Below are 26,223 nucleotides of genomic sequence, written 5' to 3' on the forward strand. Positions count from 1 at the left end.
TATCTATTCAAACGCAGGATGATATTAGCTGTGAATCGCGGTTAATAATTAGGATAGATATATCGTGCTTTAAGTGTTCAATCTAAATTACAGCGAGGTGTAGCGAAGTATATGTCAAAACGTTTAGATGAAATTAAAAGCGAATTAGATCACCATCTTGGACAGCGACTTATGTTAAAAGCAAATAGTGGAAGAAGAAAAACTGTGGAGCAATCAGGTGTACTAGCAGAAACATACCGTTCCGTTTTTGTTGTACAATTAGATCAACAAGAAGATGCGTTGCAACGTGTATCTTATAGTTATGCAGATGTTTTAACAGAGACAGTAGAGTTAACATTTTATGGAGACCCTCATAATGAGGTCATTTTATAATCCGTATATCATTACATATATTCCCATAAATGAAAAGCTATATTATTTTGCATACTAACTATACCGTAGCAAAATAAGGAGGGACTCTGCATTGAGTAGACGAAGAGGTGTCATGTCAAACCAATTTAAAGAAGAGCTAGCAAAAGAGCTTGGCTTTTATGATGTTGTTCAGAAAGAAGGATGGGGCGGAATTCGTGCGAAAGATGCTGGTAACATGGTGAAACGTGCTATAGAAATTGCAGAACAGCAATTAATGAAACGAAACCAGTAGTTGTAAGATACTTTCTATGCTACGGTAGCCGAGGAGACATTCCTCGGCTTTTTGTACTCTAAAAGGTGCCATCATTTTACATAAGTAGTTTCATTCTGAATGCTTTTCGTTATAATTAGGGAAGTGTCATCGTCTTACTATAAATTTATGGTAAAATAAACGATAAAAGATTGAGTACATAGAGTGGGTGAATAGATTGAAGCTACTAGTGAAAGCACCAGCAAAGATTAATCTGTCGTTAGATGTACTGGGAAAAAGACAAGACGGATATCATGAAGTGAAAATGATTATGACAACCATTGATTTAGCAGATCGTCTAGAACTAACGGAATTAGCAGAAGACCGTATTGAAATTTTATCCCATAATCGGTATGTCCCAGACGACCAACGAAATTTAGCTTATCAGGCAGCGAAATTATTAAAAGAGAAGTTTAATGTAAAAAAAGGTGTATCTATTACTATTGAAAAAACGATTCCAGTAGCAGCTGGATTAGCAGGTGGAAGTAGTGATGCAGCAGCCACATTACGTGGTCTTAATAAATTATGGAATTTAGGGCTTACAATTGATGAGTTAGCAGAGCTTGGCGCAGAAATTGGATCAGATGTATCGTTCTGTGTATACGGAGGCACAGCAATTGCCACTGGAAGAGGAGAGAAAATTGAGCATATAAAGACTCCGCCTTCTTGTTGGGTTATTTTAGCGAAACCACATATAGGTGTATCTACTGCTGATGTGTATGGAAATTTAAAGTTAAATCGAGTTACACATCCGAATGTAGATAAAATGGTTGATGTCATAAATTCTGGTGATTATAAAGGAATTTGTGATACTGTTGGTAACGTTTTAGAAGATGTAACATTTGGAATGCATCCTGAAGTTGCCCGTATTAAATCACAGATGAAGCGATTTGGAGCGGATGCTGTATTAATGAGTGGAAGTGGTCCAACTGTATTTGGACTTGTACACCATGATTCACGAATGCATCGCATTTATAACGGATTAAAAGGATTTTGTGAACAAGTCTATGCGGTACGTTTATTAGGAGAGCGAGAAACGCTTGAATAAAGACGTATAATACGTTATGATTTGTTTAGAATATTCGTGATTTGAGGTGAGAGTATGAAAATTAGAAGAAGTACAAGATTAGTCGATATGACTTATTACTTGCTACAAAACCCTCGTCAGCTAGTATCTCTCACTTTTTTTGCTGAAAGGTATCAATCGGCTAAGTCTTCCATTAGTGAAGATTTAGTTATTATTAAGCAAACGTTTGAACAACAAGGGGTCGGCACATTGCAAACGATACCAGGAGCAGCAGGAGGAGTGAAATATATACCGTATATAAGTGAAGAAGAGGCAGATCTAATTATTGATGAGCTTTGTGGCTTATTTGAAAACCCAGATCGTATTTTGCCTGGCGGTTACTTATACATGACAGATTTATTGAGTAATCCTCGCCATATTAATGGCGCAGGTCGTTTGTTTGCTTCTGTTTTTGCTAGGCAACCAATTGATGCAGTTATGACGGTGGCAACGAAGGGGATTCCACTTGCTTATGCAGTGGCAAATTACTTAGATGTACCAGTTGTAATTGCAAGGAAAGATAATAAGGTAACAGAAGGTCCGACTGTTAGTATTAACTATGTGTCGGGTTCTTCTAAACGAATTCAAACAATGACGTTAGCAAAACGCAGTCTTCCAGAAGGGTCGAATGTTTTAATTATTGATGACTTCATGAAAGCTGGCGGAACAATTCAAGGTATGATGAGTATGTTAGAAGAGTTCAAGGCTAATGTTGTTGGTATTGGTGTATTAGTAGAATCCACAGATATTGAAGAACGACTAATTAATAATTTTGTATCATTAATTCGTCTATCGGAAGTTGATGTGAAAGAAAAAACGATTCAAGTGGAAAAAGGGAATTATTCTCTTGCGCCATTTGATGAAGGGCTTGTAGAGGCGGAATAAAAGATAGAGCAGATAGCTCTATCTTTTTTATTTTATTTATAGATTATAAAATAGATGGACAAACTGCCTTTCGTACACTATTTTTAAAGAGTAAAATAAATAATAAAAGGGTGAAAAGTATGAAAGTTGTTCAAACAAGCAAGGCACCACAAGCAATTGGACCTTATTCACAGGGGATTATTGTAAATAACATGTTCTATAGCTCAGGACAAATTCCATTGACGGCAAATGGGGAGCTTGTAACAGGAGATGTAACAGTACAAACAGAACAAGTATTTCAAAATTTACAAGCGGTATTAGAGGAAGCAGGTGCTTCATTTGATACAGTCGTAAAAACAACAGTATTTTTAAAGGACATGGATGATTTTAATGCTGTGAATGAAGTGTATAGCTCTTATTTCTCTACTCATAAACCAGCTCGATCTTGTGTGCAAGTAGCAAAATTACCGAAAGATGTTTCCGTTGAAATTGAAGTAATCGCCCTAGTTAAGTAACCTTTTGTAAGCGATAACCTCCACTAATCTCTATATTCAACTACTTTAAAAATTTTTATCTTAAAAATTTTTAAAAAATTAAAGGGAAAATAGAAAATTTGTGGAATTTATACAAATATATCGCTTATTTAGAAAAGGGTGGTGAACACAAGATGGAAGTGACTGACGTAAGATTACGCCGCGTAAACACAGAAGGCCGCATGAGAGCAATTGCCTCTATTACTCTAGACCATGAATTTGTTGTTCATGATATTCGTGTAATTGATGGTAATAATGGATTATTTGTAGCAATGCCAAGTAAACGTACTCCAGATGGAGAGTTCCGTGACATTGCACATCCAATTAATTCTGGTACACGCTCTAAAATTCAAGATGCGGTTTTAACAGAGTATCATCGTTTAGGCGAGTTAGAAGAGGTTGAGTTTGAAGAAGCGGGTGCTTCGTAAAATTCGAATGAAAAGGGCTTTTGACAAAAAGCCTTATAATTTTGTAGCAAACTCCTGTAAGCATTTACAGGGGTTTGTTTTTTTTGCTTTATATTTGGAAACTGCATAATTTATTAACATAAAAAGAAGAAACTACTAATTTTTTCAAAATCATTTTAAATAGTATAGCTTATTTCTTAAAAAAGATACTAAAGAGTAAAACATCTTATAAGAATTATGGTAAAATTTAATAGTTAAAATGTGTTTCTTGAAATATATGATGATTTAGGATAATATCTTTAATGGATAAATAGGTTGCGATGGAGGGTCTATATGTCAAACAGATTTGCAGTGATTCTAGCTGCAGGTAAAGGCACACGTATGAAGTCTAAGCTATACAAAGTGCTGCATCCTGTATGTGGAAAACCTATGGTACAACACGTAGTCGATCAAGTATCTCAATTAGGATTGCAGAAACTTGTAACGGTTGTTGGACATGGTGCTGAAATGGTACAAGAACAGCTAGGGAACGTAAGTGAATTTGCATTACAAGCAGAACAACTTGGTACAGCACATGCTGTAGATCAAGCTGCAAGTGTACTTGCAAATGAAGAAGGAACAACTTTAGTTATTTGTGGTGATACGCCTCTAATAACTGCTGAAACAATGGAAGCATTACTTCAGCAACATAAAGAAGCAGGAGCAATGGCGACGGTGCTAACAGCATACATAGAAGAGCCTGCTGGATATGGCCGTATTGTTCGTAATGAGAATGGTCATGTTGAAAAGATTGTTGAGCATAAAGATGCAAATGAGAAAGAATTAGCTATTAAAGAAATCAATACAGGTACGTATTGTTTTGATAATAAGGCTTTATTTGCTTCACTTTCTAAAGTTTCAAATGATAACGTGCAAGGTGAATATTACCTTCCAGATGTTATTGAGATTTTAAAAAATGAAGGTCATATCGTATCAGCTTATCAAACAGAGCAGTTCGACGAAACGTTAGGTGTTAACGACAGAGTCGCTCTATCGCAAGCGGAAATTATTATGAAAAACCGTATCAACCGAAAGAACATGGTAAACGGTGTTACAATTATTGATCCAAGTAACACTTATATTTCTGCTGATGCAGTTATCGGTAGTGATACAGTTCTTCATCCAGGAACAATTATTGAGGGGAACACTGTAATTGGCTCTGATTGTGAAATTGGACCGCATACAGTAATTCGCGATAGTGAAATTGGAGATCGTACGACAATTCGACAATCTACTGTACATGATAGTAAGCTTGGTACAGAAGTATCGGTTGGTCCATTTGCACATATTCGCCCAGATTCAGTTATTGGAGACGAAGTACGCGTTGGAAACTTCGTGGAAATCAAAAAAACTGTCTTTGGTAATAGAAGTAAAGCTTCACACTTGAGTTATATCGGGGATGCACAAGTTGGAGAAGACGTGAATCTTGGTTGTGGTTCAATTACGGTGAACTATGACGGTAAGAATAAATTCAAAACTGTGATTGGTAATGGGGTATTTATTGGATGTAATTCAAACCTTGTTGCTCCAGTAACAGTTGAAGATGGTGCTTATGTGGCAGCAGGCTCTACAATTACAGAGAATGTTCCATCAAAAGCATTATCGGTAGCACGTGCACGTCAAGTTAACAAAGAAGACTATGTTGATCAATTGCTGAATAAGAAAAAATCATAATGTGGAGGGTTAATCTAGATGTCGACTCAATATCTAAATTCTAATTTGAAAGTATTCTCTTTAAACTCTAATAAGGAACTTGCTGAGCAGATTGCAAAGCATATTGGAGTAGGGCTAGGAAAATGTTCTGTTGATCGTTTTAGTGATGGAGAAGTTCAAATTAACATTGAAGAAAGTATCCGTGGTTGCGATGTATTCATTATTCAATCTACAAGCTTCCCAGTAAACGAACATATCATGGAATTACTTATTATGATTGATGCATTAAAACGTGCATCTGCGAAAACAATTAATATTGTTATTCCTTACTATGGTTATGCGCGTCAAGACCGTAAAGCGCGTTCTCGTGAACCAATTACATCGAAACTTGTAGCAAACTTGCTTGAAACAGCAGGTGCAACTCGTGTAATCACTCTAGATTTACATGCTCCACAAATTCAAGGGTTCTTTGATATCCCAATCGACCACTTAATGGGTGTACCGATTCTTTCAGATTACTTTGAAACAAAAGGTCTTAAAGATATCGTAATCGTGTCTCCTGACCATGGTGGTGTAACTCGTGCAAGAAAAATGGCAGATCGTCTAAAAGCGCCAATCGCTATTATTGATAAGCGTCGTCCTCGCCCGAACGTATCAGAGGTAATGAACATTATCGGTAATATTGAAGGTAAAACAGCGATTTTAATTGATGACATCATTGATACAGCTGGTACAATTACATTAGCAGCAAACGCTCTTGTTGAGAACGGTGCTTCTGAAGTATATGCTTGCTGTACACACCCAGTATTATCTGGTCCAGCAATTGAGCGTATTCAAAATTCAAATATTAAAGAGTTAGTTGTAACGAACTCTATCGTATTACCAGAAGAGAAGAAAATCGACAAAGTACATGAACTTTCAGTTGCTCCATTAATCGGAGAAGCAATCATTCGTGTATACGAAGAAGAATCTGTGAGTGTATTATTCAATTAATTGGATAGAATGAGACGTAACCAAAATTGGTTACGTCTTTTCGTATCGAAAAAAGAAAGTAGTGGTACAAGAATGAAATTGATAGTAGGACTTGGGAACCCAGGTAGAGAATATGAATTAACAAGGCATAATATTGGATTTATGGCCATTGATGAACTTGCGAAGCGTTGGAACATTTCTTTGAATGAACAAAAATTTAAAGGTGTATTTGGTGCAGGGTTTGTTAATGGAGAAAAGGTAATCTTATTAAAGCCGCTAACATACATGAACTTATCTGGGGAAAGTATTCGTCCACTCATGGATTATTATAAAATTGATGTTGAGGACTTCGTTGTTATGTACGACGATTTGGACATTCCTGTAGGTAAATTGCGTCTTCGCATGAAAGGTAGTGCTGGTGGACATAATGGTATAAAGTCAACGATTTCGCACCTAGGAACACAAGAATTTCAACGTATCCGTATGGGAATCGATCGCCCGAAAAATGGAATGAAGGTAGTCGATTATGTATTAGGACGCTTTACATCTGAAGAGATTCCGGATGTTAACCATTCTATTGAAAAAGCAGCGGATGCATGTGAAGAGTGGCTAAATAAGCCTTTTCTCCAAATCATGAATACTTTCAATAGTTAAAAATGAGATTGGGAATATTTCTCTTTTGTTTTACCCATACTAGTAGTAATTGAATTTTTAGGAGGCTAGTATGGAAGGGTATTATTATTGCAGACACTGCGGAGGTAATGTAGGCTCCATTAACGCAGAAAAAGTATATAGCGACGTTTTATTTCAACTAACAGAGCAAGAAGTAGTAGAAATGATTCATTTTCATGAAAATGGAAATATATATATAAAAACGATTTGTGAATCGTGTCAAGAAACGCTCGCATCTTATCCTGAGTATTATGAGTATGAAAAATTTCTGCAATAAAATGTTGTCGCTTTGGCATGTCCAAAGCATTTTTCTGTTTTCCTTTTCCGAAATATTTGCATAAAATAGAATGACTTGCTCTTTATGTTGAGAGGAGTTTTAAAAATGATAGGTTTATTAGAGCAATTTTATAAAAATGAAGAGATACAATCGGTTATTAATGGATTAGAAGATGGGTTAAAAGAACAACTTATATCAGGGATGGCAACGTCTTCTCGTTCGTTATTAATGGCGGCTTTATATAAAAAAACAAAAAAATCACAATTAATCGTGACACATAACTTATACCAAGCACAAAAAGTACATGAAGATTTAGTGGCGTTACTTGGTGAAAAAGATGTGTGGCTATATCCAGTGAATGAACTGATAGCATCGGAAATTGGGGTTGCAAGTCCAGAATTGAAGGCGCAACGTATAGAAGTGTTAAATCGCTTGGCTGCGGGAGAGAATGGAATCATTGTAGCGCCAGTGGCAGGATTGCGTAGATTTTTACCAATAAAAGAATTGTGGAAGCAAAAGCAAGTTGAAATCAATCTAGGGCAAGAGATTGATTTAGATGCGCTCTTGCATACTTTACATCATATTGGCTATGAACGTAAGTCGATGGTAGAAGCTCCAGGGGAGTTCAGTTTGCGTGGGGGAATATTAGATATTTATCCTTTAACTGAAGAACTACCATTTCGTATTGAATTCTTTGATACAGAAGTCGATTCTATTCGATTATTTGATGTGGATGAACAGCGTTCTCAAGGTAAAAAAGAAAGCGTTAGGTTTGGTCCGGCAACAGAGTTTTTATTTTCACAGGAAGAATTAAAATCAGGAATTCAGCATCTTGAAGAAGGTTTAACTAAGACGATGCAAAAACTTTCTGATGATAAACTAAAGACTACAGTGCTTGAGACGGTAAGTCATGAAATTGAGATGTTGAAAAACGGGCAAAGTATAGAACAGATGTTTAAATACTTATCTATTTTCTATAAAGAACCTGCTAGTCTGATAGATTATTTACCAGAAGACGGTGTTGTAATTTTAGACGAGATTTCCCGTATTCAAGAAACAGCATCGCATCTTGAAACAGAAGAGGCGGAATGGTATATATCACTTCTTGGTGAAGGAACAATTATTCAAGATTTATCTTTCTCTCACCCATTCGAGGGGTTTCTTCATCATAAAAAAAGAAGTTTTGTATATTTAACGTTATTCTTGCGTCATATCGCACACACACATCCGCAAAATATTGTTAATGTAACATGTAAAACAATGCAAGATTTCCATGGACAGATGAATTTGTTAAAAACAGAAATTGATAGATGGAATGAAGGGCATTTTACGACTGTTGTACTTGGAACAGATGATGAACGTGTGAAAAAATTACAACATATTTTAAGTGATTATGATATTGAGGCAGATATTGTAGAAGGTACAGATATCTTATTGCCTGGAAGGTTACAAATTGCTGTAGGTGATTTACATGCAGGATTTGAAATGCCGATGCAAAAGCTTGTTGTCATTACTGAAAAGGAGCTTTTTCATAAGAAAGTTAAAAAATCACAACGTAAACAAAAGTTATCGAATGCTGAACGTATTAAAAGTTATTCGGAATTAAAAGTTGGAGATTATGTAGTTCACGTAAATCATGGTATAGGTAAATTTTTAGGTATTGAGACATTAGAGATTAATGGTGTTCACAAAGATTATTTAAATATTAAATATCAAGGTAATGATAAGCTATACGTTCCAATTGAACAAATTGATCAAGTCCAAAAATATGTAGGATCTGAAGGTAAGGATCCGAAAGTTTATAAATTAGGCGGTAATGATTGGAAAAAGGTTAAAACGAAAGTTGAAAAATCTGTACAAGACATTGCGGATGACCTAATTAAACTATATGCTGAGCGCGAAGCTTCAAAAGGCTATGCATATACGCCAGATACGGCAGAACAACAAGAGTTCGAATCCTCTTTCCCATATCAAGAGACAGAGGATCAGTTACGTTCTATTGACGAGATTAAAAAAGATATGGAACGCGGACGCCCGATGGATAGGCTCCTTTGTGGTGACGTAGGGTATGGAAAGACTGAAGTGGCTATTCGTGCGGCATTTAAAGCAATTATGGATGAAAAACAAGTTGCAATTTTAGTACCGACAACGATTCTTGCGCAGCAACACTATGAAACAATTCGAGAGCGTTTTCAAGATTATCCGATCAATATAGGCTTATTAAGTAGATTCCGTACGAGAAAACAACAAAATGAAACAATTAAGGGCTTAAAGGATGGAACAGTAGATATTGTAATCGGAACACATCGTATTTTATCTAAAGATGTTACGTATAAAGATTTAGGGCTTCTTATTATTGATGAAGAACAAAGATTTGGTGTAACACATAAAGAAAAAATTAAACAATTGAAGGCAAATGTTGACGTATTAACATTAACGGCAACTCCGATTCCGCGGACGCTTCATATGTCTATGCTTGGTGTGCGCGACTTATCTGTTATTGAGACACCACCAGAAAATCGTTTCCCAGTCCAAACGTATGTAGTCGAGTATAATCCAGCGTTAATGCGAGAGGCAATAGAGCGAGAGCTTGCAAGAGGTGGTCAAGTTTACTTCCTATATAACCGTGTAGAGGATATTGAAAGAAAAGCAGATGAAATTTCGATGTTAGTTCCAGATGCCCGCGTAACGTACGCACATGGGAAAATGAACGAAAGCGAATTAGAGTCTGTTATGCTATCATTTTTAGAAGGACAGCATGATGTTCTTGTAAGTACAACAATTATTGAGACGGGTGTAGATATTCCGAATGTAAATACGTTAATTGTATTTGATGCAGATCGTATGGGATTATCACAGTTGTATCAGCTTCGTGGGCGTGTTGGACGTTCTAATCGTGTTGCGTATGCATACTTTGCATATAAACGTGACAAAGTGCTGTCAGAGGTTGCAGAGAAGCGTCTACAAGCAATTAAAGAGTTCACGGAACTTGGATCTGGTTTCAAAATTGCGATGAGAGATTTATCTATTCGTGGAGCAGGTAATTTGTTAGGGGCAGAACAGCATGGATTTATTGATTCTGTCGGATTTGATCTATATTCGCAAATGTTAAAAGATGCAATTGAACAGCGTAGAGGAACAGATGGGGCTGAAAATATAGTTAATGTTGAAATTGACTTAGAGGTAGATGCATATTTACCAGATGCTTATATTTCAGATAGTAAGCAAAAAATTATGATGTATAAACAATTTAGAGGTGTTTCTGCAATTGAGGATATTGAAGAATTGCAGGAAGAAATGATCGATAGATTTGGCGATTATCCACAAGAAGTTGGTTATTTATTACAAATTGCAAATATTAAAGTGTTGGCAATGAAAGAACAAATTGAATTAATTAAACAGAATAAATTTGAAGTAACATTCCTGTTTTCTGAACAAGCAAGTCAAAATATTGATGGTGGAAAATTATTCATGCTCGGAAATAGTTTTGGACGTATGATCGGTTTAGGAATGGAAGGATCACAATTGAAAATTGTTATGAAAACAAATGGCTTAGAGACATCGAAGTGGTTAACAATTGCTGAAAATTTATTAAAAGGCTTACCAGATGTAAAAAAAGAAGTAATAAATGCCTAAAATAAGATAAAAAAATACAATTCGACGTGCATAGAAGAACTAATGTGTAAAATACTATGTCTAACAGTTGGTGATTTTTACATGAACAGGTAAATTCACCACTTTGATCATCAGTAGAAAGTGAGGCAGCATTAGAATGAAAGCAACTGGAATCGTACGTCGAATTGATGATTTAGGCAGGGTAGTAATCCCGAAGGAAATTCGTAGAACTTTACGTATTCGAGAAGGAGACCCACTAGAAATATTTGTTGATCGCGATGGAGAGGTAATTTTAAAGAAGTATTCTCCAATTAGTGAGCTAGGTGATTTTGCGAAAGAATATGCTGATGCTTTATATGACAGCTTAGGACATAATGTGCTTGTGTGTGATCGAGATTCTATCATCGCAGTATCAGGCGTATCGAAAAAAGAATACTTAAATAAAAGTGTTGGCGATCTAATTGAAAAAACGATGGAAGAACGAAAGTCTGTTATTATGACGGATGAAAGTGATATTTCCATTATTGATGGTGTAACAGAAAAGGTTCATTCTTATACAGTTGGACCGATTGTTGCAAACGGAGATCCGATTGGAGCCGTCATTATTTTTTCAAAAGAAGCCATTATAAGCGAGATCGAGCATAAAGCGGTTAATACTGCTGCCAGTTTCTTAGCGAAACAAATGGAACAGTAAGGGTATATTGATTTTAGAAGTAGCAATCTTTCCTAATTATGATCTTTCTTTTTGAGAAATCAATTATTTGGAGATATATGTATATTGAATGAAGGTAGCACTTTGCTACCTTTTTTCGTTGAATATTTTTAACATTTAGGAACTCATTATTACCCGTGTTGGTAAGGGAGTTTGTTCTTTTCTTTATGATATAATACGAGAGGTGAGAATAGAAAAAGGAGTTTTCTTGTATGGAAGCGAAGAAGTATCAAGCCTTTTGGCGTGGGGCTATTATATTAACGATTGCAAGTTTCGTTACAAAAGTATTAAGCGCTTTTTACCGTATTCCATATCAAAATATAGCGGGGGATATTGGGTTTTATATTTACCAACAAATTTACCCGTTTTATGGATTTTGTTTAATTTTAGCTACTTATGGATTTCCTGTTATCATTTCGAAAATGGTTGCAGAACGACTAGAGCGGGGAAAACAAAAAGAAGCAGAAGAAATTATTTGTGTATCTTTTTGGTTCTTATTAGGGATTGGTTTTATAGGCTTCTTTACACTGTTTTTTGGGGCCGAAACAATTGCGGTAGCTATGGGCGATATACACTTAGATAAGTTACTACGTGTTATTTCATTTTCATTCTTATTGATGCCATTTTTGTCTGTAGCAAGAGGGTATTTTCAAGGATTCAATAATATGATGCCAACGGCTGTTTCGCAAGTAATAGAACAAACAATTCGAGTTTCTATTATTGTATTTTTATCGCTATTCCTAATTGCTCACGGATTTGATTTATATACAGTTGGTGCAGGGGCTATGTTAGGCTCAATTGCGGGTGGACTTATTGGGATTATTGTACTTATATTGTATATGCGTCAAGATTTTCGTTCTATATTCTTCAAAAGTGCAGCGAGAATTAAGGGTAAAAGGAAGATAGTTAAAATCCTTTTTTGGCAGGGGTTAGCGATTTGTGTTAGTAATTTAGTGCTTATTTTTATACAGATGGCTGATTCAGTGTCCTTTTACAGCTTACTTATTGGTGCGGGAGAACAGGCTGAAAATGCAAAGGTATTAAAGGGTGTTTATGATAGAAGTATTCCGCTAATGCAATTAGGTACTGTTGTGACGACTTCTTTCTCGTTGTCACTTATTCCGATTATTACAGCGGCGAAGGAAAGAGGAGATCTTTCCTTTATTCAAGAAAAGGTAAAGTTAGCAATGAAAATAACATTTGTTATTGGACTTGCAGCAGCTATTGGACTAACTTGTATTATTCAACCTACCAATATTATGTTGTTTGAAAACAGTGATGGATCAGATGTTTTATCTATTTTATCGTTATCTATTTTATTTAGTTCATTGTCAATTACGACAGCTTCTATTTTACAAGGATTAGGGCAAACGTTTAAGCCAGCGTTATTTGTTGTATTTGGAGGTTGCTTAAAGTTAGCGTTAAATTATATATTCATGCCTTATTTTGGTGTGAAAGGTGCAGCTTTTGCGACTTTATGTGCGTTAATTATAATCTCTGGATTAAATAGTTTATTGCTTACGAGAGCTGTATCAGGGTCACTTATCAATAAGCGAAATATGTTAAGGATAGTAATTAGTGGTATCTGTATGGGGTTTGTATTAATGATGTTCACACGTGTGTTACAGATGTCTGGATTAGTAATTAATACGGAACATAGAGGAAGCGCGACGCTTGAAGCGTTGTTAGGTGTAGCCATCGGCGGATTGACATATATGTTTTTTATTTTGAAATTACGTGTATTTACAAAAAAAGAATTAGGAACCGTTATGAAACAAGAGAAAAAAGAAGGTTCATTGAAGAAGAGTGGATAGAGGTGACTGGTTGTGAGTGGAATCATTACTATTTTAGGTTTAGGAGCTGGTGAATTAGATCAGCTAACGATGGGGGTATATCGAAAAATAAAAGAAGCAGACCATCTGTTTGTTAGAACGAAGGAACATCCAGTTATAGAAGAATTGGAGAAAGAAGGCGTACAATATACGTCTTTTGATGCTGTATATGAAGCGCATGATACGTTTGAAATTGTATATGAAACAATTGCGAATAAATTGCTAGAACAAGCTGAAGGTACAGAAATTATCTATGCTGTTCCCGGGCATCCACTTGTAGCAGAAAGAACAGTTCAGCTACTGTTAGAAAAAGGAGAAGTTTCAAATGTTGAAGTGCGAATTGAGGGTGGACAAAGTTTCCTTGATCCTATGTTTGCAAGTCTAAAGATTGATCCGATTGAAGGATTCCAATTACTTGATGCTACATCATTTGAAAGAGGGCAATTAGAACTGCGTCAACATTTAATCTTTTGCCAAGTATATGATGCATTCGTTGCATCTGATGTGAAATTAACATTAATGGAGATGTTACCAGATGATTATGAAGTGTATATCGTAACAGCTGCAGGAACTTCATTTGAACAAGTAAAGAAGGTACCGTTGTACATGTTAGATCATGAAACGGAATTGAATAATTTAACGAGTGTGTACGTGCCGCCAGTTCAGGAGCGTGCGTCCTTGTATCAACAGTTTGATGTTCTTAGAGAAATTATTGCGGAACTTCGTGGTCCAAATGGTTGTCCGTGGGATAAAAAGCAAACACATCAATCATTAAAGAAATATTTAATTGAGGAAGCTTATGAAGTGTTGGAAGCAATCGATGAAGAGGATGATGATCACTTAGTAGAAGAATTAGGTGATATATTATTACAAGTTATGCTTCATGCTCAAATCGGAGAAGATGAAGGTTGGTTCTCTATAGATGATATCATTCGAACTCTATCTGAGAAAATGGTTCGTCGCCATCCGCATGTGTTTGGAAATACGGATGTAAACAGCGCTGATGAAGTGATTGCAAATTGGGAAGAAATTAAAAAACAAGAAAAAGGATTCGTGAAAGAATCTGTTTTAAATGGCGTTCCAAAAAGTTTGCCGCAGTTACTACGCGCCTATGAAATTCAGAAGAAAGCTGGTAAGGTTGGATTTGATTGGGTTGATGTGCAACCGATGATAGAGAAAGCTTTGGAAGAATGGCAAGAGTTCCAACAAGAGGTTACAAATATGGATGAGGAAAAGATGCTGGGTGAGTTTGGTGATTTACTATTTGCATTTGTTAATATAGCTCGTCATTACAAAATAGATCCAGAAGAGGCGTTACGTTCAACTAATGAGAAATTTACTGGTCGTTTTTTATACATGGAGGCAAAAGTAGCTGAAATGAATAAAGAGATGAAAGATTTATCATTAGAACAGTTAGATGTTTTATGGGAAGAAGCGAAACAAACAGAGCGTTAATAGGGGGATTTGATATGCGTCTAGATAAGTTTTTAAAAGTATCACGTTTAATTAAAAGAAGAACATTAGCGAAAGAAGTAGCTGATCAAGGAAGAATATCTATTAATGGTCAAGTGGCAAAAGCGAGTTCTGATGTGAAAGTAGCTGACGAATTAACAATTCGTTTTGGTCAAAAAATAGTGACTGTGAAAATAAATGAATTAAAAGAAACAACTAAAAAAGAAGATGCAGCAAATATGTATAGCTTAGTTCGTGAAGAAAAAGTAAAAGCGGAAGAAGGCTTGTTCTAAAATCATGTATCCCCTCATACATTACTATTAGCTAGTAAAAACCTATGGGGGGATTTACGTGAATAATGGTTACTCACCTACGTCTTCTAATCAACAAAATGTTTCTGTAGAGCATGACATTATTATGCGTGGCAGGCGTATAATTGATATTACCGGTGTGAAGCAGGTAGAGAGTTTTGATAGCGAAGAGTTTTTACTAGAGACCGTAATGGGTTTTTTAACGATTCGTGGTCAAAATTTACAAATGAAAAATTTAGATGTGGAAAAAGGTATTGTGTCGATTAAAGGGAAAGTTAATGAGATGCTGTATATTGATGAAAATCAAGGGGAAAAAACTAAAGGTTTCTTTAGTAAGTTGTTTAAATGAGCTTAACAATTCAGTTGTATACAATGCTTTCAATGATTGGGATGGGTGCTTGGATTGGAGCGTCTTTAGATACATATCAACGTTTTTTAAAGCGCCAAGAACGTAAACGTTGGCTTGTATTTATACATGATATATTATTTTGGATTGTCCAAGCATTATTCGTCTTTTATGTATTGCTTATCGTAAATGAAGCTGAGCTACGTATATATGTGTTTTTGGCATTATTATGTGGTTTTGCGGCATATCAAAGCTTATTGAAGGCACTATACATGAAGCTGTTAAATTTTCTCATCTATATTTTTATGCAAACAACATATTTTTTTGTTCGAATTATACAGCTACTCATGATAAAACCTGTTATTATTATAGCGCAGCTATTTATTGCATTTATATTATTCTTATTTCGTATACTGCTTTCAATTGGACATGTGTTATGGAAAATGGTGATTTGGATATTACTTTTCATATGGAAAGTTTTTTTCTGGCCTGTTCGATTTATTGCTTCGCTCATATGGAAACTTCTCCCTAATCGTGTTAAACTTTTTATAGTGAAACATATAGGGTTCCTGCAATATATAGCAAAATTGAAGGGACATATCTTCCAACTATGGGAGCATATAAAAAAGAAGTTAGGGGGACCTCGGAAATGAGGGAACTGAGACAAAGAACAATCGAAAAACAGAGTCCAAATCCTGTTAAAGAGCATATAATACAAACGGATGAGAACAGGAAGCGACTTTATCGCCGTTTAGCGGTTTTTCTTGTCTTTACTTTTACAATTATTGCGAGTATTAGTGTAACGTTTTATCAACAAAACAGTTCCATTAAAGCAAAAGAAGCAAAAGTTAAGGACATGAAAAAAGAACTGGATTCATTAACGAATAAAGAAAAAAGTCTAAAAGACGAAGTTCAAAAGTTAAATGATGAAGAGTACGTATTAAAGATTGCTAGAAGGGATTATTTCTTCTCTGGTAAAGGGGAGATAATTTTTCCTGTTTCTAAGTAGAGTATGTCTTATTGACACTATATTTTAGGATTATATATAATAAAGTAAAATTTGACTTTTTAACCACTAAGGAGGAGCATTTTTTTTATGTCAATCGAGGTAGGCAGCAAGTTACAGGGTAAAGTAACAGGTATTACAAATTTTGGGGCTTTTGTGGAGCTGCCAGAGGGCTTAACGGGTCTTGTTCATATTAGTGAAGTTGCTGATAACTATGTAAAAGATATTAACGATCACTTAAAAGTGGGCGACCAAGTAGAAGTAAAAGTTATTAATGTTGAAAAAGATGGAAAGATTGGTTTATCTATCAAAAAAGCGAAAGAACGTGAAAAAACAGAAGGAGATCGTCCACGTGGTGAATACCAACGCGGTGGTGATCAACAACGTTCTGGACGTCCACAACGTAATAATCGCTCTTTCAACAGAGATAATCGCGGTGGCGGTAACGACCGAGCTCCGAAAGAAACATTTGAGCAAAAGATGGCACGCTTCTTAAAAGATAGCGAAGATCGTTTAACTTCTTTAAAGCGTAACACAGAGTCTAAACGTGGTGGCCGTGGCGCGCGTCGCGGATAATAAGGACGTTTAGTTTTTAACATATAGAGAGGTACCCAGAGTAATGTCTCAGGGTGCTTTTTTATATGTAAAAAATATTTTCAAAAAAGTTTTTGAGATGTGTTGACTTTAATTAGTATCTGATGTAAGATACTAATTGTCCGTTAAATAAGACGACATGGCGGTGTAGCTCAGCTGGCTAGAGCGTACGGTTCATACCCGTGAGGTCGGGGGTTCGATCCCCTCCGCCGCTATATTTAATTTAACGGCCCGTTGGTCAAGTGGTTAAGACACCGCCCTTTCACGGCGGTAACACGGGTTCGAATCCCGTACGGGTCATCTAAAAAGATCATGCAAATTTGCATGATCTTTTTTTGTTAAATAAATTAAGATATACAACACTTCTACAAAATCACCCTATATTTTCTGAATATTTAATTAAAATATCGAAAATAACTTACATACCCTGTATATCTGTAGAGTTATTTCGAATAAAAAGTCGAACGATTATAAAAGTGAAAACTGTTGTTTTGACAAAAAAAACAACAATCATCTTTTATAATGACAGTAATTAAACTATGCAGGTGGTGTTAAAAATATGCCTAAAGCAGGAAGGAATACTATGAATACAAGTGCATTGGCAATGAATGAGAGTCAGCTTGATGGAATAAAGTGGACGAGTAAGTTGCGAATGAAATTTGAGCAAGTTTTCTTTAGATGGGGATTTATTATTGTTGTTATTGGTTTTCTTTTGGGACGAGCATATATATTAACAAATATTTTACCGTTTGCACTGCCATTTTTTGCTGCTGTTTATGTTATGAAGCGGGATAAGATGCCGCTAGCATTTTTAGCTCTAATGGGAGGAGCTCTTTCAGTATCGATAGATAATTTGTTTTTTACCTTTGCATCTATCTTTACCTTCTTCATTTATAATATCTTCTTTAGTCGATTTACACGTAAAACTGTTGGACTTGTTCCATTTCAAGTATTTATCTCCGCATTAACCGCACACTTAGTTGTTGTATATTTTGCGCAACAAACTGTCACCATGTACGATTTACTCGTTAGTACCATTGAGGCTGGGCTTAGTTTTGTATTAACTATGATATTTTTACAAAGTGTCCCACTTTTAGTGGAAAGGAAAGGAAAACAACAGGCATTAGAGACGGAAGAAATTGTTTGTTTGATTATATTACTAGCATCTGTTTTAACGGGTACAACAGATTGGTTTGTATATGATGCTTCTATTCAACATATTTTTACAAGGTATTTAGTGCTAGTATTTGCATTTATTGCGGGTGCTGCCACAGGGTCTACAGTGGGGGTTGTAACAGGACTAATATTAAGTTTAGCAAATGTGTCTAGCTTGTCTCAGCTTAGCCTTCTTGCTTTTTCTGGATTGCTTGGTGGATTGTTAAAAGAAGGAAAGCGTTTAGGTGTTAGTTTAGGTTTATTAATTGGGACAAGCTTAATTACATTATATGTAGACAAACAGACAAATATTGTAACAACTTTAATTGAGTCAGGTGTAGCGATTGTTATCTTCTTATTAACACCGAAGCTTGTTTTGGATCGTATTGCTAAATTTATGCCAGGTACACAAGAGCATTCGCAAGATCAACAACAATATTTAAGAAGGATGCGTGATGTTACAGCAAATAAAATCAACCAATTTGCAAATGTATTTGCTGCTTTATCTAATAGCTTTTCTGTATATGGGTATGTAGAGGAAGAAGATAAAGAGACAGAAGCAGATTTGTTTTTGAGTACAATTACTGCGAAAACATGTCAAACATGCTTTAAAAAGGATCAATGCTGGGTAGTGAATTTTGATAAAACGTACGATTATATGAAACAAATAATGAATGAAACGGAAGAAGGAACCCTGCAACATAATCGTAAATTAGTTCGTGAGTGGGACAAGCATTGTGTGAGAGGGAAAAAAGTGACGGATTTAGTAGCCGGTGAATTAGATCACTTCTATGAGGGACAAAAATTACGAAAACAAATGAAGGAAAATCGTAGAATAGTAGCGGAGCAACTATTAGGTGTATCAAAGGTTATGGAGGATTTTGCTAAGGAGATACAACGAGAGCGTGAAAATCATCAAGTGCAGGAAGAACAGATTATGCAAGCGTTCCGAGATTTTGGTGTCGAAGTAGAGCATGTTGATATTTATTGTTTAGATAGAGGAAGTATTGATATTGAAATGTTAATTCCAGTTGCATCTAATGAACATGGTGAGTGTGAAAAGTTAGTTGCACCGATGCTTTCAGATATCCTTAAAGAAAATATTGTCGTTAAACATGAAGAAAAGTCTTCTTATCCAAATGGCCATAGTTTAATATCATTTGGTTCGGCGAAGACGTATTCTCTTGATACAGGATTGGCTACAGCTGCAAAAGGCGGTGGATTTGTTTCGGGTGACTCTTATGCGATGATGGATTTAAGTGTTGGTAAATATGCACTTGCGATTAGTGATGGTATGGGTAATGGGCAAAGAGCTCATATGGAAAGTAAGGAAACGGTGAAATTATTACAAAAAATACTCCAATCAGGCATTGATGAAGAAATAGCAATTAAGTCTATCAATTCAATTCTTTCTTTGAGAACGACAGAAGAAATGTTTACGACATTAGATTTAGCTATGGTAGATTTGCGGGATGCGAGTGCAAGGTTTTTAAAGATTGGATCGACGCCGAGTTTTGTTAAACGCGCAAATAATATTTTGAAAATTGAAGCAAGTAATTTGCCGATGGGAATCATCGAAGATGTTGAAGTTGATGTGGTGGGTGAACAATTAAAAACGGGCGATATTCTTATTATGATGAGCGATGGGATTTTTGAAGGAGCACAGCATGTGGAGAATCATGAATTGTGGATGAAACGAAAAATTAAAGAATTGCAAACCGAAGACCCGCAAGAAATTGCTGATATCATTATGGAAGAAGTGATTCGCTCTTGTGATGGTTATATAAATGATGATATGACTATTGTAGTGGCAAAAGTGAAGAAAAATATGCCGAAGTGGGCTACGATTCCGATTGTAGGAATGCAGGCGCAGTAAAATATAAGTGGAATGTTTATCTATAATTTGATTTTAAAAACCTAGGTAAATACCTAGGTTTTTTTGTGGGAAAAGGTAATGTTATTAATTTTGTGAATATACACGGAGGATGTAAGATAAAAATGTAATTTTTGTATATCTTTTTTTTGCACAATGTTTGTAAAAGTTGTACCATTGTAGACAAGGTGACTAAGGTTGCTGTTCTTGTTTAATGAAAGGTGATTGCGAAGTTGAAAGATACATTTGTTGAAAAAGTAGATGACTTTGTAAAGCAGCATGATGTATTAAAGAATGATTCAACAATTGTTGTGGGAGTTTCTGGTGGTCCTGACTCGTTAGCGCTTTTATATTATTTATTAGAAAAAAGAGCGGAAAAACAGTTGGAAATTGTAGTTGCTCATGTGGATCATATGTTTAGAGGTGATGAATCTTATGAGGATTTACAGTTTGTGCAGGGCCTTTGTGAAGAACTGGGAATTATTTGTGAAACGATAAGGATTAATGTATCACAATATCAACAGCAATACGGAATGAATGCACAGGTTGCTGCGAGAGAATGCAGATATGCATTTTTGGAAAGAATAATGAAGAAATATGATGCGAGATATGTTGCTCTTGGACATCATGGAGATGATCAAGTCGAGACAATTTTAATGCGTCTTGTAAGAGGGAGTACTCCGAAAGGATATGCAGGAATTGCAGTGAAGCGTCCTTTTCATAATGGATATTTAATTAGGCCGTTACTTGGCGTAACGAAGGAAGAAATTGTTGATTACTGTAATAAGCTAAATTTAATGCCACGTATAGATCCGAGTAATAAAAAGGAAGTATATACAAGGAATCGATTACGTAAATATGTCCTTCCTCATTTGAAAGAAGAAAATCCACAAATGCATGAGAAATTCCAAAAATTTAGCGTGCAGATGCAAGAGGATGAGGCTTATTTGCAGGAATTAGCTTTTGAGAAAATGAATAAAGTAATTACAAAAAAAAGTGATAAACAAATTAGCTTATCAATTCCTGCCTTTGAATCCATGTCTATGCCTTTACAAAGAAGAGGGATTCAACTAATATTAAACTATCTTTATGAATATAAGATTCCATCTTCTCTTTCTTCTATACATATTGACAAGTTGATTGAGTTTTTTAAGCGGACACAACCTTCAGGTTCACTTGATTTTCCGGGTGATTTGAAAATTGTTCGTTCATACGAGGAGTGTAGCTTTAGATTTAAACAAGAAATTGTCTCTCCTTTTTCACAAGATTTATTAGTACCCGGGACCATTACGCTATTGAACGGGGATGAATTTGTAACAGAGGTGAGCGAAGATATACCAAGTAACATGAATGAAACAGTATTTGTTGCTAAGTATAATGATATATCATATCCACTTCGTATTCGTTCTAGAGAAAATGGAGATCGCATGTCAATACAAGGTATGAATGGCACGAAAAAGATAAAAGCTATTTTTATCGAAGCGAAAGTACCGAAAGAAAAAAGAGAAGAATGGCCGGTCGTTTGTGATGCAAGTGGGACTATTATTTGGGTACCCTTGTTGAAACGATCTGCATTTGCAATTTCGAAAGAGATGGCAAAGAAGGATAAATATATGATTATTCACTACAAAAGCAAGGAGTCTTCCGGGAGGATAATGAAATGATGAATCAAGATATCGAAAAAGTATTAATTTCTGAAGAGCAAATACAAGAAAAGGTGCGCGAACTAGGTGCAATTATTGCAGAGGATTATAAAAACACAGTACCTCTTGCAATTGGTGTACTAAAAGGCGCAATGCCATTCATGGCAGATTTATTAAAGAGAACAGATACATATCTTGAAATGGATTTTATGGCTGTATCTAGTTACGGTCACTCTACAGTTTCAACAGGCGAAGTGAAAATTTTAAAAGATCTTGATACTTCTGTAGAAGGTCGCGATATTTTAATCGTCGAAGATATTATTGATAGTGGTCTTACACTAAGCTACTTAGTAGACTTATTCAAATATCGTAAAGCGAAGTCTGTAAAAATTGTTACATTATTAGATAAGCCAACAGGCCGTAAGGTTGATCTGAAAGCGGATTATGTTGGATTTACTGTTCCACATGAATTTGTAGTAGGATATGGATTAGATTATAAAGAGCAATACCGTAATCTTCCTTATGTAGGCGTATTAAAACCAAGCGTTTACTCAAATTAATTAAATATAGGCTTCACAATTGTATAGGAAAGTTTTTCTATGTTACGATTTACTATAGTGTTTATGCCGTGAGAGGAGGTTAGGAATGAATCGTATCTTCCGTAATACCATCTTTTATTTACTGATATTCTTAGTAGTAATTGGAATCGTGAGCTATTTTAATGGTTCGACACAAAAAACGACATCAGTTAGCTACGACAAATTCATTACTAAACTAGAAAGCGGTGAAGTGCGTAATGTGCAACTTCAACCGAAAAATGGTGTATTTGAGGTAAAAGGACAATTTAATAACTCTAGCCAAGGAGAACAATTTGTTACTTATGCACCAAATACTGAGGAATTACAAAAGAAAATTAATGATAAAGCGAAAGGTGCCGAAGTTAAGTATCAACCAGCAGAAGAAACAAGTGCTTGGGTAACATTCTTTACTTCAATCATTCCATTTGTCATCATCTTCATTTTATTCTTCTTCTTATTAAACCAAGCTCAAGGCGGCGGTAGCCGTGTTATGAACTTCGGGAAAAGTAAGGCGAAGTTATATAATGATGAAAAGAAAAAAGTTCGTTTCAGAGATGTTGCTGGTGCGGATGAAGAGAAACAAGAACTTGTTGAGGTAGTTGAATTCTTGAAAGACCCTCGTAAGTTCTCTGAAGTTGGTGCTCGTATTCCAAAGGGTGTCCTATTAGTTGGACCTCCAGGTACAGGTAAAACTTTATTAGCACGTGCTGTTGCAGGTGAGGCTGGCGTTCCATTCTTCTCTATCAGTGGTTCTGACTTCGTAGAGATGTTTGTCGGTGTCGGTGCATCACGTGTACGTGATTTATTTGAAAATGCAAAGAAAAATGCTCCTTGTATCATTTTCATTGATGAAATTGATGCAGTAGGTCGTCAACGTGGCGCAGGTCTTGGTGGTGGTCATGATGAGCGTGAGCAAACATTGAACCAATTACTTGTTGAAATGGATGGATTCGGTGCAAACGAAGGTATTATTATCGTTGCTGCGACAAACCGTCCAGACATTCTTGACCCAGCGTTATTACGTCCAGGTCGTTTTGACCGTCAAATTACAGTAGATCGTCCAGATGTAAATGGCCGTGAAGCTGTACTGAAAGTACATGCGCGTAATAAACCACTTGATGAGCATATTAATTTAAGAGCAATTGCGACTCGTACACCAGGATTCTCTGGTGCGGATCTTGAAAACTTATTAAACGAAGCTGCTTTAGTAGCTGCACGTCAAGATAAGAAGAAAATTGATATGAGTGATATCGATGAAGCGACGGATCGTGTTATTGCAGGTCCAGCTAAGAAAAGTCGTGTTATCTCTGAAAAAGAACGTAATATCGTTGCTTTCCATGAAGCAGGTCATACTGTAATTGGTGTTGTTCTCGATGAAGCAGATGTCGTTCATAAAGTAACAATTGTCCCTCGTGGTCAGGCTGGTGGATATGCGGTAATGCTTCCGAAAGAAGATCGTTACTTCATGACGAAACCAGAGTTACTTGATAAAATCACTGGTTTACTTGGTGGCCGAGTAGCTGAGGAGATTGTATTTGGTGAAGTGAGTACAGGTGCTCATAATGACTTCCAACGTGCGACTGGTATTGCAAGACGTATGGTTACGGAATTTGGTATGAGTGACAAACTTGGACCGATGCAATTTGGTAGCTCGCAAGGTGGTCAAGTGTTCTTAGGAAGAGACTTCCACTCAGAACAAAACTATAGTGATGCGATTGCACATGAAATCGATATGGAAATGCAATCAATTATGAAAGAATGTTATGCTCGTGCAAAACAAATTCTTACTGAAAACCGTGATAAACTAGATATTATCGCACAAACGTTACTTGAAGTAGAAACGTTAGATGCAGAGCAAATCAATCATTTATGTGATTACGGCAGATTGCCAGAACGTACAACATCTTCAGATGATGTGAAAGTAAACATCAACATGAAGAAAGACGATGAAGATAAAGAAGATAAGTAAGAAGTGAAGGAGTGACTATCGTCACTCCTTTTTTGTTTGTTAAAATCTTTGTTAATTACTATTGAGAACTTAGTGGATAAAGTAATTTAAGTAAAACTAGTATTAAAAATTGAAATAGAGAGCAATCTTTTTGTAAAATGATGAGGATAGGAAAGCTGATTATATAAGTATGTGTGATATGATGTTTTTATAAGTTTTATACATACTGCACAAATATAGATTAAATAAGATAAGTGGTGAGAATATGATTTTTGTATTGGATGTAGGGAACACAAATGCTGTACTAGGTGTGTTTGAAGAGGGGGAACTTCGTCAGCATTGGCGCATGGAAACAGATCGTCATAAGACAGAAGATGAATATGGAATGCTTGTAAAGCAATTGCTTGAGCATGAGGGTCTTTCGTTTGAAGATGTGAAAGGTATTATTGTGTCTTCAGTCGTACCACCAATTATGTTTGCTTTAGAGCGCATGTGTGAAAAATATTTTAAAATTAAACCGCTTGTAGTAGGGCCTGGGATAAAAACAGGACTAAATATTAAATATGAAAATCCGCGTGAAGTAGGCGCAGACCGAATTGTAAATGCAGTAGCAGGAATCCACTTATATGGAAGTCCGCTCATTATTGTTGATTTTGGTACGGCTACTACATATTGTTATATTAACGAAGAAAAACATTATATGGGTGGAGTTATTACGCCAGGAATTATGATTTCAGCAGAGGCTTTATATAGCAGAGCAGCAAAACTTCCTCGTATCGAAATTACAAAACCAAGCAGTGTTGTTGGGAAAAATACAGTAAGTGCGATGCAATCTGGTATCCTTTATGGTTATGTTGGACAAGTGGAAGGTATTGTTAAGCGTATGAAAGAAGAAGCTAGACAAGAACCTAAAGTTATTGCAACAGGTGGATTGGCAAAATTAATTTCCGAAGAATCGAATGTAATTGATATTGTAGATCCGTTTTTAACGTTAAAAGGTTTGTATATGTTATATGAACGTAATGCAAATTTACAGCATGAGAAAGGTGAATAAATACGTATGAAAGATTATTTAGTAAAAGCGTTAGCATTTGATGGAGAAGTGCGTGCGTATAGTGTACGTACAACAAATACAGTAAGTGAGGCGCAAAGACGTCATGATACATGGAGAACAGCTTCAGCGGCACTAGGGCGTTCTTTGACTGCGGGTACAATGATGGGCGCAATGTTAAAGGGTGAGCAAAAGTTAACGATTAAGGTAGAAGGTAACGGTCCAATTGGCCCTATCTTAGTAGATGCTCATGCAAATGGAGATGTACGTGGTTATGTAACGAATCCGCATGTTGATTTTGAAGGAACAGAACAAGGGAAGTTACGTGTATATCAAGCGGTAGGTACAGAGGGGTTTGTAACTGTAATTAAAGATATTGGAATGCGTGAGCCGTTTATTGGTCAATCTCCAATCGTTTCAGGAGAATTAGGAGAAGACTTTACGTATTATTTTGCAGTTTCTGAACAAACGCCTTCTTCTGTAGGTGTTGGTGTTCTTGTAAATGGAGATGATAGCATATTAGCGGCAGGTGGATTCATCCTTCAAATTATGCCGGGTGCGCAAGATGAAACGATTTCATTTATTGAAGACCGTTTACAAAAGATTCCACCTGTATCAACGTTGATTGAACAAGGTCTTTCTCCGGAAGAGCTACTATATGCAGTTCTTGGAGAAGATAAAGTAAAAGTATTAGAAACAATGGATGTTCAATTTAATTGCACATGCTCACGCGAGCGTATTGAGAGTGTATTAATTAGTTTAGGTAAAACAGAGTTAGAGCAAGTTCGTGAAGAAGAGGAAGAGACAGAAGTTCACTGTCATTTCTGTAATGAACGATACAAGTTCTCTAAAGAAGATATTACAAATTTAATCGAGAATTTGTAATAAGGGAATTAAGAGGAGCAATCCTCTTAATGAATTGACAAACAGGGAATTTTCTGACAAAATCTAAATATAGATAAA

Annotated in this window: 25 protein-coding genes and 2 tRNA genes; all 27 read left to right on the plus strand. The window is 35.9% G+C overall.

Translation table 11 applies throughout. From position 1 onward, the window contains the following. Positions 1–111 precede the first annotated feature (111 nt). The 27 genes from veg to hslO all read left to right on the plus strand — a co-directional run bounded on the left by veg (position 112) and on the right by hslO (position 26,145). Positions 112–372 carry a biofilm formation stimulator Veg gene (gene veg / locus ACUN13_RS29715; RefSeq protein ID WP_000044347.1) on the plus strand — a complete coding sequence of 87 codons (261 nt, stop codon included), beginning with the start codon at positions 112–114 and terminating at the stop codon, positions 370–372. A 91-nt stretch (positions 373–463) separates the two neighbouring features. Next, complete coding sequence (gene sspF / locus ACUN13_RS29720) at positions 464–643, plus strand: acid-soluble spore protein SspF (RefSeq protein WP_002094215.1); 180 nt, start codon at positions 464–466, stop codon at positions 641–643. 196 nt (positions 644–839) lie between these two features. Further along, the gene (ispE, locus tag ACUN13_RS29725) at positions 840–1,709 is read left to right on the plus strand and encodes a 4-(cytidine 5'-diphospho)-2-C-methyl-D-erythritol kinase (protein ID WP_000772104.1); all 870 of its coding nucleotides are present in this window, start codon (positions 840–842) and stop codon (positions 1,707–1,709) included. Positions 1,710–1,763: 54 nt separating this feature from the next. Then, positions 1,764–2,612: a pur operon repressor gene (purR, locus tag ACUN13_RS29730; protein ID WP_000702466.1), complete on the plus strand. Its 849-nt coding sequence runs from the start codon at positions 1,764–1,766 to the stop codon at positions 2,610–2,612. A 119-nt stretch (positions 2,613–2,731) separates the two neighbouring features. Then, positions 2,732–3,106 (plus strand): RidA family protein, encoded by a 375-nt coding sequence (locus ACUN13_RS29735; protein ID WP_000869815.1) that lies wholly within the window; start codon positions 2,732–2,734, stop codon positions 3,104–3,106. Between the two features lie 152 nt (positions 3,107–3,258). Continuing rightward, positions 3,259–3,552: a septation regulator SpoVG gene (gene spoVG / locus ACUN13_RS29740; RefSeq protein WP_000454041.1), complete on the plus strand. Its 294-nt coding sequence runs from the start codon at positions 3,259–3,261 to the stop codon at positions 3,550–3,552. 312 nt (positions 3,553–3,864) lie between these two features. Continuing rightward, positions 3,865–5,244, plus strand: a complete 1,380-nt coding sequence (gene glmU / locus ACUN13_RS29745; RefSeq protein ID WP_000071041.1) for a bifunctional UDP-N-acetylglucosamine diphosphorylase/glucosamine-1-phosphate N-acetyltransferase GlmU — start codon at positions 3,865–3,867, stop codon at positions 5,242–5,244. A gap of 18 nt (positions 5,245–5,262) precedes the next feature. Continuing rightward, positions 5,263–6,216 carry a ribose-phosphate diphosphokinase gene (locus ACUN13_RS29750; RefSeq protein WP_000107420.1) on the plus strand — a complete coding sequence of 318 codons (954 nt, stop codon included), beginning with the start codon at positions 5,263–5,265 and terminating at the stop codon, positions 6,214–6,216. Positions 6,217–6,288: 72 nt separating this feature from the next. Further along, positions 6,289–6,849 (plus strand): aminoacyl-tRNA hydrolase, encoded by a 561-nt coding sequence (gene pth / locus ACUN13_RS29755; RefSeq protein ID WP_445424141.1) that lies wholly within the window; start codon positions 6,289–6,291, stop codon positions 6,847–6,849. 70 nt (positions 6,850–6,919) lie between these two features. Then, complete coding sequence (locus tag ACUN13_RS29760) at positions 6,920–7,144, plus strand: anti-sigma-F factor Fin family protein (RefSeq protein WP_000399438.1); 225 nt, start codon at positions 6,920–6,922, stop codon at positions 7,142–7,144. A 105-nt stretch (positions 7,145–7,249) separates the two neighbouring features. Continuing rightward, positions 7,250–10,780 carry a transcription-repair coupling factor gene (mfd, locus tag ACUN13_RS29765; protein WP_000579688.1) on the plus strand — a complete coding sequence of 1,177 codons (3,531 nt, stop codon included), beginning with the start codon at positions 7,250–7,252 and terminating at the stop codon, positions 10,778–10,780. Positions 10,781–10,916: 136 nt separating this feature from the next. Beyond that, positions 10,917–11,453 (plus strand): stage V sporulation protein T, encoded by a 537-nt coding sequence (gene spoVT, locus ACUN13_RS29770; protein ID WP_000648302.1) that lies wholly within the window; start codon positions 10,917–10,919, stop codon positions 11,451–11,453. Between the two features lie 230 nt (positions 11,454–11,683). Next, positions 11,684–13,285, plus strand: a complete 1,602-nt coding sequence (locus ACUN13_RS29775) for a putative polysaccharide biosynthesis protein (RefSeq protein ID WP_445424142.1) — start codon at positions 11,684–11,686, stop codon at positions 13,283–13,285. A 12-nt stretch (positions 13,286–13,297) separates the two neighbouring features. Further along, on the plus strand, positions 13,298–14,758 hold the full coding sequence (gene mazG / locus ACUN13_RS29780) for a nucleoside triphosphate pyrophosphohydrolase (RefSeq protein WP_000014239.1): 1,461 nt from the start codon (positions 13,298–13,300) through the stop codon (positions 14,756–14,758). A gap of 14 nt (positions 14,759–14,772) precedes the next feature. Further along, on the plus strand, positions 14,773–15,048 hold the full coding sequence (locus ACUN13_RS29785) for an RNA-binding S4 domain-containing protein (RefSeq protein WP_001234876.1): 276 nt from the start codon (positions 14,773–14,775) through the stop codon (positions 15,046–15,048). A gap of 58 nt (positions 15,049–15,106) precedes the next feature. Beyond that, complete coding sequence (yabP, locus tag ACUN13_RS29790) at positions 15,107–15,415, plus strand: sporulation protein YabP (protein ID WP_001059104.1); 309 nt, start codon at positions 15,107–15,109, stop codon at positions 15,413–15,415. Continuing rightward, a complete protein-coding gene (gene yabQ, locus ACUN13_RS29795) occupies positions 15,412–16,065 on the plus strand; it encodes a spore cortex biosynthesis protein YabQ (RefSeq protein WP_445424143.1) in 654 nt (217 codons plus the stop codon). Before yabP ends, yabQ begins: the two co-directional genes overlap by 4 nt. Next, on the plus strand, positions 16,062–16,421 hold the full coding sequence (gene divIC / locus ACUN13_RS29800; protein WP_001208739.1) for a cell division protein DivIC: 360 nt from the start codon (positions 16,062–16,064) through the stop codon (positions 16,419–16,421). The genes yabQ and divIC overlap by 4 nt, the downstream gene beginning before the upstream one ends. A gap of 87 nt (positions 16,422–16,508) precedes the next feature. Further along, entirely contained in the window at positions 16,509–16,994 is a 486-nt protein-coding gene (locus tag ACUN13_RS29805) for a S1 domain-containing RNA-binding protein (protein WP_000021451.1), read from the plus strand. A gap of 159 nt (positions 16,995–17,153) precedes the next feature. Then, positions 17,154–17,227: transfer RNA gene (locus ACUN13_RS29810), tRNA-Met, on the plus strand. Between the two features lie 13 nt (positions 17,228–17,240). Then, a tRNA-Glu gene (locus ACUN13_RS29815) sits at positions 17,241–17,312 on the plus strand. 259 nt (positions 17,313–17,571) lie between these two features. After that, positions 17,572–20,043 (plus strand): stage II sporulation protein E, encoded by a 2,472-nt coding sequence (gene spoIIE / locus ACUN13_RS29820; protein ID WP_001123541.1) that lies wholly within the window; start codon positions 17,572–17,574, stop codon positions 20,041–20,043. 230 nt (positions 20,044–20,273) lie between these two features. Further along, positions 20,274–21,704 carry a tRNA lysidine(34) synthetase TilS gene (gene tilS, locus ACUN13_RS29825; RefSeq protein ID WP_000655463.1) on the plus strand — a complete coding sequence of 477 codons (1,431 nt, stop codon included), beginning with the start codon at positions 20,274–20,276 and terminating at the stop codon, positions 21,702–21,704. Beyond that, the gene (gene hpt / locus ACUN13_RS29830) at positions 21,701–22,243 is read left to right on the plus strand and encodes a hypoxanthine phosphoribosyltransferase (protein ID WP_000981842.1); all 543 of its coding nucleotides are present in this window, start codon (positions 21,701–21,703) and stop codon (positions 22,241–22,243) included. The genes tilS and hpt overlap by 4 nt, the downstream gene beginning before the upstream one ends. An 85-nt stretch (positions 22,244–22,328) precedes the next feature. Continuing rightward, positions 22,329–24,230: an ATP-dependent zinc metalloprotease FtsH gene (ftsH, locus tag ACUN13_RS29835; RefSeq protein ID WP_445424144.1), complete on the plus strand. Its 1,902-nt coding sequence runs from the start codon at positions 22,329–22,331 to the stop codon at positions 24,228–24,230. A 244-nt stretch (positions 24,231–24,474) separates the two neighbouring features. Continuing rightward, positions 24,475–25,263, plus strand: a complete 789-nt coding sequence (locus tag ACUN13_RS29840; RefSeq protein WP_000578368.1) for a type III pantothenate kinase — start codon at positions 24,475–24,477, stop codon at positions 25,261–25,263. A 6-nt stretch (positions 25,264–25,269) separates the two neighbouring features. Beyond that, positions 25,270–26,145, plus strand: coding sequence for a redox-regulated molecular chaperone HslO (hslO, locus tag ACUN13_RS29845; RefSeq protein ID WP_000656372.1), 876 nt, complete (start codon positions 25,270–25,272; stop codon positions 26,143–26,145). Positions 26,146–26,223: the final 78 nt, after the last annotated feature.

The organism is Bacillus cereus group sp. Bce041 (genome assembly GCF_052646455.1).